The sequence below is a fragment of the Dietzia sp. B19 genome (assembly GCF_014145155.1).
GTDB classification, from domain to species: Bacteria; Actinomycetota; Actinomycetes; order Mycobacteriales; family Mycobacteriaceae; genus Dietzia; species Dietzia natronolimnaea.
In genome coordinates this window covers 1-11,938 of sequence record NZ_JAALED010000314.1, presented here as the reverse complement: position 1 = coordinate 11,938, position 11,938 = coordinate 1, and the positions used below count along the sequence as shown (strand labels likewise).

Sequence of the window (11,938 nt, the reverse complement as noted above, 5' to 3'; positions counted from 1 at the left end):
TCCCGGAGCCCCGGACCGAGGACCTCCTCGAGCACCCCGCGCGACCTGACGGACTTGCTGGCGATCCGGATCCGCGTCCCGCCTGCTCGTCGCCGCAGGTCGGCCAGGTTCGCCCGCAGGGTGGGCAGGTGCAGCGCGGCGAGCGGCGCGTCCAGTCCGGCGGTGGCCGTGTCCACGGCGTCCACGGCGTCGGTGCCGGGTCCGGACACCGGCCTACTCACCGTCGAGCGGATGCGCGTCCGCCACCACGAGGTCGACCGCCCGGTGGAGAAGGGCGATCGCCTCGTCGTCGTCCCGGCAGATCTGCCAGCGCAGACCGATGCCCGCGACCGTGGCCTCCACGACACGGACCATGTCGTCGAGGCCCATACCCCAGCGCATACCCGCGGACTGGGCGGTCCGCCCGAGCACCGAGCGGATGATCTCCTCGTTGGACTCCTGCTGGTGGCGGGCCAGGCCGATCTCGGGTGTCCCGTACGTACGCAGCGAGTAGGAGACGATCTCGTAGGTGAGGAGCTGCCGGTCGGGAGAAGCGGAGATGACGGCCCAGATCAGGTCGATGGCCTCGTACAACCTCCGTCGCAGCCCCTCCCTGCCCATGGCGCCGGAGTCGAAGTCGACGTTGATGAACGCCCGTGCCGCCTGGTGCACCTCCGAGTTGACCGCACCGATCACCTCACGGAGGAGCTCTTCCTTATCCGTGTAGCAGTAGTGGACAACACCGAGGGAGACGCCGGCCCGCTCCGCGACGCCGCGGACGGTCACCGCGCCCAACCCGTCATGTTCGGCGATCTCCAGGGCGGCCCGGAGGAGCTGCGCTCTGCGCTGATCGGATGGGAGGCGTCTGGTCACCCGTCCATGGTACGACGACGACCCTGCGGCGGGCACACTTCGTCCCCGGATCGCACAGGGCACCGCCCCGCGGTCAGGTCTGTCGTCCAGGTTGCCCCCCTTCGACGGTGAAGCGGGGGGTAATCTCGGCAGCCATGACGACCTCGACCACACCGTGGCAGAACTGGGCCGGAAACGTCATCGCCTCGCCGTCCGGCCGGTCCGACCCCACGACCGTCGCGGAGGTCACGGACATCGTGCGCACCGCCGCCGACCGGGGCACCCGGGTCAAGTGCGTGGGCGCCGGACATTCCTTCACCCCGGCCGCGGCGACGGACGGGGTCCTGATCTCACTCGACGACCTGACGGGGATCGAGTCGATCGTCCCGACCCGCGCCCCAGACGGGCACGTCGACGGGGCTGACGTGACCGTCTGGGCGGGCACGCGACTGCACCGGCTCGGCCCACTTCTGTGGGACCTGGGACTCGCGCAACCGAATCTCGGGGATTTCGCGGAACAGTCGCTCGCCGGCGCGGTGTCGACGGGGACCCACGGCACGGGTCGGCACGCTGTCGGCCTGCCGGCCACCGTCGTCGGTCTGCAGCTCGTCGCCGCCGACGGTTCCGTCCTGAACTGTTCCCGCGAGACGAATCCTGAGGTGTTCGAGGCGGCGCGACTCGGGATCGGTGCGATCGGGATCATCACCAAGATGACGATCCACTGCGTGCCGGCGTTCGCGCTGAGCGCCGAGGAACACCCGTGGACCCTGACCGCCGCGCTCGCCGATCTCGAGGGCTTCGCGGGCTCGGCCGACCACGCGGAGTTCTTCTGGTTCCCCCACACCGACGCCGTGACCGTCAAACGCCACACCCGGCTTCCGGGCGACACCGAGCTGCAGCCCCTGGGCAGGTTCCGCGAGCTCGTGGGCGAGGAGTTCCTGGCCAACGAGGCGTTCGGTGCGTTGTGCCGGACGGCCGCCCGTCGGCCCTCGCTGACACCCCGGATCAACCGCCTCGCGGCCCGGGCGATGTCGGCCCGCGCGTACACCGATCGCAGCTACCGGGTCTTCGCCTCCTCACGACGGGTCCGCTTCCGCGAGATGGAGTACGCGGTGCCGGTGGCCGCGGCCGCGGCCGTGGTGAGGGACCTCCGGGACATGATCGACCGCTCCGGCATCGTCACGCCGTTCCCCGTCGAGGTGCGGTTCGCCGCCGCGGACGACGTGTGGATGTCGACCGCCCACCAGCGGGACGTCTGCTACATCGCGGTCCACCAGTTCCACCTGATGGACCACACCGAGCTCTTCCGATCGGCCGAGGAGATCTTCCTCGCCGCGGACGGTCGACCCCACTGGGGGAAGATGCACACCCGGACCGCCGCCGACCTGTCCGACACCATCCGACACTTCGACGATTTCGTCGCCGTGCGGGACCGACTGGACCCGGACCGGGTCTTCGCGAACCAGTACACCGAACAGGTCCTCCCGTAGGAGGCGGGACCCCGTGATCCTCCGTACCGTGGAGTGACGGACAAGGGCAGCCGACCCTGTCGTGACCACCCTCGAGGAGATCCCGTGCCAGAACGCGTCCCCGCCGACACCGACGTCTCCGGTCCACTCGCCGGAATCGCCACAGGGGCCCTCCGGAAGGCGATACGGAGCCAGGCCGGGGCCGCGCGCGCCTACGTCCGCAAGCTCCGCGAGAACCATCCGGATGAGAGTCCCGAGCGCATCCGCGACCGGCTCGACTCCCGCTTCCTGAGCGCCGTCACCGCGTCCGGCGCGGCCGTGGGCGCCACGGCGGCCGTCCCCGGGGTCGGCACCATCGTCGCGTTCGGCGCGATCGGCGCCGAGTCGCTGGTGTTCATCGAGGCCGCCGCGTTCTACACCCTGGCCGTCGCGGAGGTCCACGGCGTGGACGTGAGGGTCGGCGAGCACGAGGAGCTGCTCGTGATGACCGTCATGCTCGGGGCGTCGGGCACCGCGATCCTGGCCAACGCGGTCAGCACGAGCGGCGGGGCCTCCGCCGGCGGGTCGCTCGCCGGAAGGTCGCTGGGGCTCCCGGGTCTGAAGGAGGTCAATCGTCGGATGGTGTCCCGGTTCGCCCGGAAGTTCGCGGTGAAGCGGGCGACCCTCGCCATGGGCAAGCTCGCCCCCGCGGGCATCGGCGCGGCGGTGGGAGGCTGGGGGAACCGACGGCTGGGTCGGACCGTCGTGAAGGCGGCGGCGACCACCTTCGGGACCCCTCCGGACAGCTGGCCCTCGACCTGACCCCCGTGCGTCGAGTGCACCGCATCCCCCTGTCAGGTGAGATCGGAAGGCCGAGAACGCGCAGAAGGTCTAGCCTGGGTTCATTGCGTGTGAAACCCACCACAGATCAGGAAGGCACCACAACATCGTGAGCAACACCGTCTCACAGTTCGGACAGAACCAGTGGCTCGTCGACGAGATGTACGAGCGGTTCTCCAAGGACCCGTCCTCCGTGGATAAGTCCTGGCACGAGTTCTTCGACGCGAACCCCGGGGCCGCGGCCGTGAGCGGTCGGAGTGCGTCGAACGGCTCGTCCGGTGCCGGTCCGGCTGCGGACGGGGGTGACGCACGGACTGGTGGGAAAACCAGTGGTGGCAAGACCGGTGGAGAGAAGAAGAGTGCCGGCAAGAGCGGCAAGAAGGTCTCCTCCGAGAAGTCCGGGGGCGACAACGCCACCCCCGACGCGAACACCCAGAAGACCTCGAAGCTGACCGTCGCGGACATGTCTCCCGAGTCGTCAGCCGAGGACGTGGCCGCCAAGCCCACCGCCGAGAGCTCCCCGAAGAGCAAGGCACGCGGGCGGGGTGTGCCGGCCCCCGCGCGGACGCCGAGCTCGCGTGGCACGTCGGAGGCACCCGCCGCCAAGCGGACCACCCGGCCCGAGTACACGCCGCCCGAGGAAGCAGAGAACAAGGTCCTGCGCGGCCCGGCCAACGCGATCGTCAAGAACATGAACGCGTCGCTGACGTTGCCCACGGCCACCTCGGTCCGTGCGATTCCGGCCAAGCTCATGATCGACAACCGCGTCGTCATCAACAACCACCTCAAGCGGACGCACGGCGGCAAGATCTCCTTCACCCACCTCATCGGGTACGCGATGGTGCAGGCGATCAAGTCCTACCCGAACATGAACAACCACTTCGAGGAAGTCGACGGCAAGCCCAACGTCGTGACCCCGAACGGGATCAACCTCGGCCTGGCGATCGACATGAAGACCAAGGCGGGGCGCACCCTGGTCGTGGCCGCCATCAGGAACTGCGAGGAACTGACCTTCCGCGGCTTCCTCGACGCCTACGAGGACATCGTCTCCCGCGCCCGCATCGGCAAGCTGACGATGGAGGACTTCTCGGGGGTCACCATCTCGCTGACGAACCCCGGCGGGATCGGCACCGTCCACTCTGTGCCGCGACTGACCGTGGGGCAGGGCACGATCCTCGGTGTCGGTGCGATGGAGTACCCGGCCGAATTCCAGGGTGCCAGCGACGAGCAGCTGGCCAACAACGCCATCGGCAAGATCACCACCCTCACCTCGACCTACGACCACCGGATCATCCAGGGTGCGGAATCCGGGGAGTTCCTCCGCGAGATCCACCGTCTCCTGCTCGCCGACGAGTTCTACGACGAGATCTTCGACGTCCTCGGCATCCCCTACGAGCCCGTCCGGTGGCGTCAGGACATCACCGACCCGCGCGTGGACAAGGACGCCCGGGTCCTCGAGCTGATCGCGGCCTACCGCGACCGCGGCCACCTCATGGCCGATATCGACCCCCTGGACGGGCGGCACGCCAAGCGTCGCCGCACCTTCCACCCGGACCTCGACGTCAACTCCCACGAGTTGACGCTCTGGGACCTGGACCGCAAGTTCTCCGTGGGTGGGTTCGTCGGCAAGGACAAGATGCGCCTGCGCGACGTCCTGTCTGCGCTGCGCGCGGCGTACTGCCGCAAGATCGGTATCGAGTACACCCACATCCTCGAGAACGAACAACGCCAGTGGATCCAGGAACGACTCGAGGGTGTCGACGACAAGCCGACGGTCGCCGAGCAGAAGTACATCCTGTCCAAGGTCAACGCGGCGGAGGCGTTCGAGACCTTCCTGCAGACCAAGTACGTCGGACAGAAGCGCTTCTCCCTGGAGGGCGCCGAATCGGTCATCCCGATGATGGATGCGGTCATCGACGAGGCCGCCGAGTTCGCGCTCGACGAGGTCGTGATCGGCATGCCGCACCGCGGCCGCCTGAACGTCCTGGCCAACATCGTGGGCAAGCCCTACCGGCAGATCTTCACCGAGTTCGAGGGCAACATGGACCCCTCGGCCGCCCACGGCTCGGGTGACGTCAAGTACCACCTCGGCGCCGAGGGCATCCAGTACCAGATGTTCGGGGAGAACGAGATCAAGGTCTCGCTCACCGCCAATCCGTCGCACCTCGAGGCCGTCGACCCCGTCCTGGAGGGAATCGTGCGGGCCAAGCAGGACCTCATCGAGGACCCGGAGTGGCGTGCCGAGTACCCGGTCGTCCCGCTCATGCTCCACGGTGACGCGGCCTTCGCCGGCCAGGGGGTGGTGGCGGAGACGCTCAACCTGTCCCAGATCGACGGGTACCGCACCGGCGGGACGATCCACATCGTCGTCAACAACCAGATCGGATTCACCACCGCCCCCGAGGCCGGTCGGTCCAGCCAGTACTCCACGGACGTCGCCAAGATGATCGGCGCCCCGATCTTCCACGTCAACGGTGACGACCCAGAGGCGTGTGTGCGGGTGGCGCGGTTGGCGATGGACTTCCGCCAGCAGTTCAAGAAGGACGTCGTGATCGACCTCGTCTGCTACCGCCGCCGCGGCCACAACGAGGCCGACGACCCGTCGATGACGCAGCCCCGGATGTACGAGGTGATCGACGGCAAGAAGAGCGTCCGCCAGTCCTACACCGACGATCTCGTCGGTCGCGGTGACATCACCGAGAAGGAGGCCGAGAACGCCCTGCGCGACTTCCAGGGCCAGCTCGAGCGGGTCTTCAACGAGGTCCGCGAACTCGAGAAGCACCCGGTCAAGGCATCCGAGTCGATCCTGCCGAACCAGCCGCTGCCCAAGCGTCTGGTGACCGCGGTCGACGAGTCGGTCATCCACGCGATCGGCGACGCCTTCGGCAACCTGCCCGAGGACTTCCACATCCACTCGCGTGTCAAGCCGGTCTACGAGGCGCGCCAGAAGATGGCCTACAACGGGAACATCGACTGGGCGTTCGCCGAGCTGCTCGCGATCGGTTCGCTCGTCATGGAGGGCCGGACCGTTCGCCTGGCCGGCCAGGACTCGCAGCGCGGCACCTTCACGCAGCGGCACGTGGTGGTGGTCGACAAGACCACTGCCGAGCCCTACTCGCCGCTGCAGAACCTCGACGAGGCCGACGGCCGGTTCGAGGTGTGGAACTCCGCGCTCACCGAGTACGCCGGTGTCGGGTTCGAGTACGGCTACTCCGTGGGTGACCCGGAGGCGCTGGTCCTGTGGGAGGCGCAGTTCGGCGACTTCGTCAACGGTGCCCAGACCATCATCGACGAGTACATCTCCTCCGGTGAGGCCAAGTGGGGTCAGAAGTCCTCGGTCACCCTGCTCCTGCCGCACGGCCACGAGGGCATGGGCCCGGACCACACCTCAGGGCGCATGGAACGCTTCCTGCAGCTGTGCGCGGAGGGGTCGATGACGGTCGCGCAACCGTCGACCCCGGCGAACTACTTCCACCTCATGCGTCGCCACGCCACCGACGGCATCAAGCGCCCCCAGATCGTCTTCACCCCCAAGTCGATGCTGCGGAACAAGAAGGCCGTCAGCGCCCTCGCCGACTTCACCTCGGGCAAGTTCCGTTCGGTGCTCGACGATCCCACCTTCGTCGACGGTGGCAAGGACCCGGAGAAGGTCAAGACCATGCTCCTGGTCTCGGGCAAGCTCTACTACGAGCTGGCGGCACGGCAGGAGAAGGAAGGCCACGACGACGTCGCGATCGTCCGGCTGGAACAGATCCACCCGATCCCGTTCCGTCGTCTCCGCGAGGCGCTCAGCCACTACCCGAACCTCACCGAGGTCCGGTGGGTGCAGGAGGAACCGGCCAACCAGGGCGCGTGGAGCTTCCTCGCACTCAACCTGCCGGAGGTCATCCCGGAGTTCCCGCCGCTCAAGCGGGTGTCTCGACGGGCCATGGCCGCCACGTCGACCGGCCTGAGCAAGGTCCACGCGGTCGAGCAGAAGGCGCTCGTGGACGAGGCGTTCTCCTGATCGCGGCCACGGGGTAGGCGCGGGTCTCCGCGCCCCCCGGCGGCGATCGCCCGGGGCCGGTCCCGTGCGCCCGGGGTCGGTCCCGTGCGCCCGGGCTCAGTAGTCGTGCGAGTCCAGCCAGTAGTTGGCGAGATCGGTCGGGGTGGAGGTGCCGAACTCCACCCCGAGCAGGAGCTCCCGCACGTCCTCCGTGGTCAGCTCGCCGCTGATCCGGTTGACCAGGGCGAGTTGGTCCTCGGAGAGTGAGCCCTTGCGGAACACCGGGACGACGTGTTGGGCCAGGATGGCGTCCTCGTCGTCGTCCAGCGGCACCATGTCGTCGGGATCCAGGACCGGGTCGGTCGACTGGACCAGCCCCACGCCGATCTCCCCCGCGCGCAGTGCGTCGAACACCGCGCGCGGGTTCGGGCCCAGCGCCACCCTCCGCCCGAACCCGCAGTCGTACGTCCCACCCACCGCGGTGGCGAGCTCACGGTCCGCGAGCGCCTCCTGGCGTGCGCCCAGTGTGAACTCCCCGCAGCGTCCGGCGAGGTCGGACATGGTCCGCAGACCGCGCGTCTCCGAGGTGTGCCGGGTCACCACGTAGACGGGGGCGTCCTCGGCGGGAGCCGGGTCGGCTGCGGTGACACCCTCGGGGAGGGCGGCCATCATCGCGGTGTACACCTCGTCGGCCTCGACCACGGTGGAGCCCGGATCGAACGCCCGGAGCAACTCGCCGGTGAACCCGATGGTGAACGTGGCGTCTCCCGTCGTCACCGACTCGAGGACCTCGGCCTGGTCTCCCGACTGCGGACGCAGAGTGACCCGGGAGCCCGATCTCAACAGGGCGTTGCCGTAGATGTGGCCGACGACCTCGGCCTCACCGAAGGACGCGGTCTCGATCACCACGACCGGATCGGACTCGTGGGCGGGGACGATCGACGACTGCGCCTGGCATCCGGTCAGTGCCACCACCGCAACCCCGGCGATCGCCAGTCCGCGTACTCCGGCCCGCTCCCCCGTCCGCCGCACTCGACCACGTCCTTCCTCGCCACGTCCGCACCCGGTCGTGCGACACCTGTCCGCCAGTCTCCCAGCAGAACCCTAACGCCCATCGTGTCGAGGCCCGGCGCCGGATAGTGTCATGGTGATGAGTGAGGGGGCGCTGGTGCCGAGTATCCGAAGACGGCGGGACGACACGGCCAGCCCCTTCCCCCCACGCACCCGGCTGACCGTTCCCACCGAACGCGCGGTGGTCGACTGCGGTGTCTACGTCGACGGCGTCCGTGTCCCGGGGCGCTTCACCCACCGGGCCGCGATCCGGCACGTACGACAGGCCGGGCGGGGGTTCGTGTGGGTCGGGCTCCACGCCCCGGACCCGCACCAGATGGAGGCGCTGGCGAGGGAGTTCGGTCTCCACGAGCTGATCTCCGAGGACGCCGCCAGCGGACGGCAGCGGCCCAAACTGGAGGCCTATGACGACTCCCTGGTCCTCAACATGTCGACGGTCAGGTACCTCGAGCACGAGTCGATCACCGAGACCAACGACATCGTCTCCACCGGTGAGGTCATGGTGGTCCTGGGCCGCGACTTCGTGGTGACCGTCCGTCACGGGGACTTCACCGGCCTCGCCGACATCCGCGCGGAGCTCGAGAGCGCGCCCGAGAGGCTGCTCCGGGGGCCGTCGACGGTGATGCACGCCGTGGCCGACCGGGTGGTGGACAGCTACCTCGAGGTGGCCGAGGGGATGAGTGGGGACGTCGACGACCTGGAGACCGCCGTCTTCTCCCCCCGCACCCGTGTCGACATCGAGCAGATCTACCTGCTCAAGCGTGAGCTGCTCGAGCTCAAGCACGACATCGCTCCCCTGGCCCTGCCCCTGCGGCGTCTGGCGGTCGAGCATCTCGACCTGATCCCCGCCGAGATCCGGCACTACTTCCGCGACGTCCACGACCACCACAGCCAGGTCGCGGCGGAGGTCACGACCCTCGACGAGCAGATCACCTCGTTGGTCAACGCGGCCATGGCGATGATCGGGGTGCAGCAGAACACCGATATGCGGCGCATCTCCGCGTGGGTGGCGATCGCGGTCGTGCCCACGATGATCGCGGGGATCTACGGGATGAACTTCACCAACATGCCCGAACTGCATTCCGAGTACGGCTACTACCTGGTGCTCGGGGTCATGGCCGCCGCGTGCACCGGGCTGTTCCTGCTCTTCCGCAGGAACCGCTAGCTGTAGTCAGCGGGTCAGACCCGGATTCACCGCGCGGCGCGCCGGATCGGTCACGTCGATCCCGGCCTCGGCCCACGCGTCCTCGAGCTCCCCCGCTCCCTTGAGTCGGACCCAGGCCGCCTCGGTGTGCGTCACCGGGACCGCTCGGAAGATCCTGACGGGGGCGGACTCCCCACCCACCTCGACGTCGGGGATCTCGGGCGCCCGCAGCACGACCGCGGTGAACGCCGCGCCCGGCCACAGCGGCTCCCCGAGATCGATGAGAGCGCCCTCGGACAGGACCAGGCCCTCGACCGCCGGGGCGGCGGCGAGCACGGCCAGGGCGCGGACGAGCCCGTCCACGCCGCCCCGCAACACCAGGGAGAGTTCGGCCCGCGGCGCGGTCGGGTCGGGGACCAGCGCGGACGGATCCCCCATCGGGTCGGCCGAACACCCGAGCGAGGCGTATCTGACCAGGCCGGACTCGATGTCCACGAAGCGCAGGACCCGGATCGGTGCCGCCCCCAGGAAGGTCACCGACGCCTCCTGCGGCTCGGGACCGAGATGCGCGATGAGATGCTCGCGGACCGCGGTCAGGACGGACGACGAGTCGGAAGGGCCTCCCGGGAGCGTCACTTGAGGCCGAGGCGTGCGAGTTCGTCGCGGACCTTCTCGGCGTTCCCGGGCTCGCACAGGATGTCGTACCGTCCGGCGACCAGCTGGGAGGTCGACGCGAAGTCGCGCTTTCCCCGTGTCGCGGCGTAGGACAGCGAGGCGGAGACCACACCGAACACCGAACCACCGATCAGTCCGGTGAGGACGACTCCCCACATCGGCTGGGTGAAGATGCCGACCAGCAGGCCCACGAACAGTCCGAGCCACGCGCCGGTCGCCAGTCCGCCGAGCAGGATCTTGGGCCAGGTCAGCCGGCCGGTGACACGCTCCACCTGCATGAGGTCCACGCCCACGATGGTCACCTCGTGGACGGGGAACTCCTCGTCCGCGAGGTGGTCCACGGCCGCCTGGGCCTGCGCGTAGGTGGGGTAGGAACCGACCACCCACCCGGTGGGGGGCGTGGGCAACCCGGGCGTCTGCCCGCGCCGGCCCGTGGTCGGGGGCACCGGAGTCGTCATCACATCGATCCTTCCGTCGTCGACCCGTTCGGATCGGTCTCTCGGGCGGCCGTCGTCGTCATCCCCGCTGCCCGCCCCCGTGCGGAGACCACCAGTGCCATCTTACGGCTGGCCTCGTCGAGCATCTCGTCACCGAACATCACCGCGCCCCGGGCCCCGCCCTCCTCGGACGTGGAGTGGGCGTAGGCGGCGAGGATCCCCTCCGCCTTGTCGAACTCGTCCTGACGCGGGCTGAACACCTCGTTGCCCGCGTCCACCTGGGCGGGATGCAGGACCCACTTGCCGTCGAAGCCCAGTGCCGCGGTGCGGGCCGCCGCCCTGCGGAAGCCCTCCACGTCCCGCACCTTGAGGAACGGCCCGTCGATCGCCTGGAGACCGTGCGCCCGTGCGGAGACGAGGATGCTCAACAGAACGTGGTGGTAGGCGTCGCCCGGCGCGTACCCCTCCGGCTGCTCCCCGACGGTGAGGGTGCGCATGCCGATCGAGGCCATGAAGTCTGCGGGACCGAACACCAGCGTGAGGACCCGCGCGCTCGCGGTGGCGATCTCGTCGATGTTGGTGAGACCGAGCGCGTCCTCGATCTGGGGCTCGATACCGATGTGCCCGACGGGCAGGCCCGCCGCCTTCTCCACCTGGGTGAGCACCAGGTCGAGGGCCCGGACCTCCGCGCCCGACCGCGCCTTGGGCAGGAGGAGCGCGTCGACGTGGGCGCCCGCCCTGCCGACCACCTCCGTGACGTCCCGGACGGTGTACTCGGTGTCCCAGGCGTTCACCCTCACCACCACGGTCGGCGCGGCGAAGCCACCGCTGGTGAGCGCCTCGACGACGTTCTCGCGCGCCTGTTCCTTGGCCGGGCCCGCGACGGCGTCCTCGAGGTCGAGGAACACCTCGTCCACCGGCAACCCGCGGGCCTTGCCGATCATCTTGACGCTGCTACCGGGGACGGCGAGCACAGTGCGCCGGGGACGGGTGCGCAGTCCGGCGATCGTCGCCGCGGCGGACTCCGACGGTGCGGGCTCCGTGTGCTGGGCGGGGGTCATCTGCGGGCACTCCCTCCGGTCCGGTGCGGGCGGGGCGTGATCCACCACCCGGTGACTAACCTGGTCCGCATGGCGAACCTCAACAAGGCTTTCGTCGCCAGGCTAGCCGGACTGCCGGTGATCGGCCCTGACGGGGACGACATCGGGCGGATCCGCGACGTCGTGGTGACGATGCGCGCCCGGCACAAGCAACCCCGGGTCCTCGGACTGGTGGTGGAGCTTCCCACCCGGCGGCGGATCTTCGTGCCCATGCTCAGGGTCGCCTCGGTCGAGCCCCGCTCGGTCGCGCTGATCTCCGGAACGATCAACCTGCACCGGTTCCAGTCCAGGCCCGGCGAGAACCTGGTGCTCGGGTCCCTGGTGGACTCGATCGTGGGGGTCGATCCGGAGCGCGGCGCGCCCGGCTCCGCGGCCGGCCCCTCGGCCGTCTCGGGGGCCGGCACCGC

10 protein-coding genes and 1 pseudogene are annotated in these 11,938 nt (G+C 69.4%); 5 read left to right on the top strand and 6 right to left on the bottom strand.

Annotation, left to right across the window (positions count from 1 at the left end):
- A pseudogene (locus G6020_RS09570) lies at window positions 1-209 on the bottom strand (amino acid deaminase/aldolase); the annotation flags it as partial.
- Between the two features lie 4 nt (window positions 210-213).
- Window positions 214-852, bottom strand: a complete 639-nt coding sequence (locus G6020_RS09565) for a TetR/AcrR family transcriptional regulator (RefSeq protein WP_179525574.1) — start codon at window positions 850-852, stop codon at window positions 214-216.
- A gap of 134 nt (window positions 853-986) precedes the next feature.
- On the opposite strand from G6020_RS09565, the gene G6020_RS09560 reads away from it, so the two are divergent.
- From G6020_RS09560 to G6020_RS09550, 3 genes are all read left to right on the top strand, one after another.
- Window positions 987-2,321, top strand: coding sequence for a D-arabinono-1,4-lactone oxidase (locus G6020_RS09560; protein ID WP_182610455.1), 1,335 nt, complete (start codon window positions 987-989; stop codon window positions 2,319-2,321).
- An 84-nt stretch (window positions 2,322-2,405) separates the two neighbouring features.
- Complete coding sequence (locus G6020_RS09555) at window positions 2,406-3,101, top strand: hypothetical protein (RefSeq protein ID WP_182610454.1); 696 nt, start codon at window positions 2,406-2,408, stop codon at window positions 3,099-3,101.
- A 127-nt stretch (window positions 3,102-3,228) separates the two neighbouring features.
- Complete coding sequence (locus tag G6020_RS09550) at window positions 3,229-7,125, top strand: multifunctional oxoglutarate decarboxylase/oxoglutarate dehydrogenase thiamine pyrophosphate-binding subunit/dihydrolipoyllysine-residue succinyltransferase subunit (protein WP_182610453.1); 3,897 nt, start codon at window positions 3,229-3,231, stop codon at window positions 7,123-7,125.
- A gap of 96 nt (window positions 7,126-7,221) precedes the next feature.
- Here the strand turns inward: G6020_RS09550 and G6020_RS09545 are convergent, their stop codons facing one another.
- Window positions 7,222-8,076: a glycine betaine ABC transporter substrate-binding protein gene (locus G6020_RS09545; protein WP_347238345.1), complete on the bottom strand. Its 855-nt coding sequence runs from the start codon at window positions 8,074-8,076 to the stop codon at window positions 7,222-7,224.
- Between the two features lie 178 nt (window positions 8,077-8,254).
- On the opposite strand from G6020_RS09545, the gene G6020_RS09540 reads away from it, so the two are divergent.
- Window positions 8,255-9,340 carry a magnesium and cobalt transport protein CorA gene (locus tag G6020_RS09540; RefSeq protein WP_182610452.1) on the top strand — a complete coding sequence of 362 codons (1,086 nt, stop codon included), beginning with the start codon at window positions 8,255-8,257 and terminating at the stop codon, window positions 9,338-9,340.
- 6 nt (window positions 9,341-9,346) lie between these two features.
- Here the strand turns inward: G6020_RS09540 and G6020_RS09535 are convergent, their stop codons facing one another.
- From G6020_RS09535 to G6020_RS09525, 3 genes are read right to left on the bottom strand one after another with little or no spacing between them, the layout of a single operon-like run.
- On the bottom strand, window positions 9,347-9,955 hold the full coding sequence (locus G6020_RS09535; RefSeq protein WP_304814553.1) for a suppressor of fused domain protein: 609 nt from the start codon (window positions 9,953-9,955) through the stop codon (window positions 9,347-9,349).
- Entirely contained in the window at window positions 9,952-10,452 is a 501-nt protein-coding gene (locus G6020_RS09530) for a general stress protein (RefSeq protein WP_182610451.1), read from the bottom strand. The genes G6020_RS09535 and G6020_RS09530 overlap by 4 nt, the downstream gene beginning before the upstream one ends.
- Entirely contained in the window at window positions 10,452-11,492 is a 1,041-nt protein-coding gene (locus tag G6020_RS09525; protein ID WP_182610450.1) for a CoA ester lyase, read from the bottom strand. The genes G6020_RS09530 and G6020_RS09525 overlap by 1 nt, the downstream gene beginning before the upstream one ends.
- A gap of 69 nt (window positions 11,493-11,561) precedes the next feature.
- Here G6020_RS09525 and G6020_RS09520 point away from each other — a divergent pair.
- The coding region (locus G6020_RS09520; protein WP_182610449.1) for a PRC-barrel domain-containing protein at window positions 11,562-11,938 on the top strand (377 nt) is incomplete at its 3' end.

What these genes read in the sequence shown, in the direction of transcription:
- G6020_RS09560 (WP_182610455.1), top strand. Translation starts at nt 987, where the DNA reads ATGACGACCTCGACCACACCGTGGCAGAACTGGGCCGGAAACGTCATC.
- G6020_RS09540 (WP_182610452.1), top strand. Translation starts at nt 8,255, where the DNA reads ATGAGTGAGGGGGCGCTGGTGCCGAGTATCCGAAGACGGCGGGACGAC.
- G6020_RS09530 (WP_182610451.1), bottom strand. Translation starts at nt 10,452, where the DNA reads ATGACGACTCCGGTGCCCCCGACCACGGGCCGGCGCGGGCAGACGCCC.
- G6020_RS09525 (WP_182610450.1), bottom strand. Translation starts at nt 11,492, where the DNA reads ATGACCCCCGCCCAGCACACGGAGCCCGCACCGTCGGAGTCCGCCGCG.